Origin of the sequence: Curtobacterium sp. MMLR14_002 (genome assembly GCF_001864975.1) — a bacterium.
Lineage (GTDB): Bacteria > Actinomycetota > Actinomycetes > Actinomycetales > Microbacteriaceae > Curtobacterium > Curtobacterium flaccumfaciens.
The window spans coordinates 1-346 of record NZ_MJGT01000078.1 but is presented as its reverse complement, the minus strand read 5'-3'; the positions used below and the strand labels follow the sequence as shown (position 1 = coordinate 346).

1 protein-coding gene is annotated in these 346 nt (G+C 67.3%); it reads left to right on the top strand.

The window, feature by feature from the left end; genetic code table 11:
* Window positions 1–346, top strand: a 346-nt coding sequence (locus BIU91_RS14840) for an Ig-like domain-containing protein (protein WP_253183777.1), incomplete at both ends; no start/stop codon positions are given.

Here is a 346-nt window from a genome sequence, read left to right as displayed (position 1 = left end):
CCATCACCGGAACCGCCGAGCCGGGCGCCACCGTGATCATCCGTGACGAAGACGGCAACGAGCTCGGCCGCGGCGATGCCAACGATGACGGGAACTTCTCCATCGAGCTGGACGAGCCCCTCGACGATGGCGAGCACAAGCTGGAACTCGTCGCCCAGGACGACGCCGGCAACACCTCCGAGGAAACGAAGACCACGGTCGACGTCGACACCGAAGCACCCGACGCACCGTTCGTGACCAGCCCCAAGGACCTCGACAACGGCAAGGGCCCCATCACCGGGACCGCCGAGGCCGGCTCCACCGTGATCATCCGCGACGAGGACGGTACTGAACTCGGCCGCGGCGA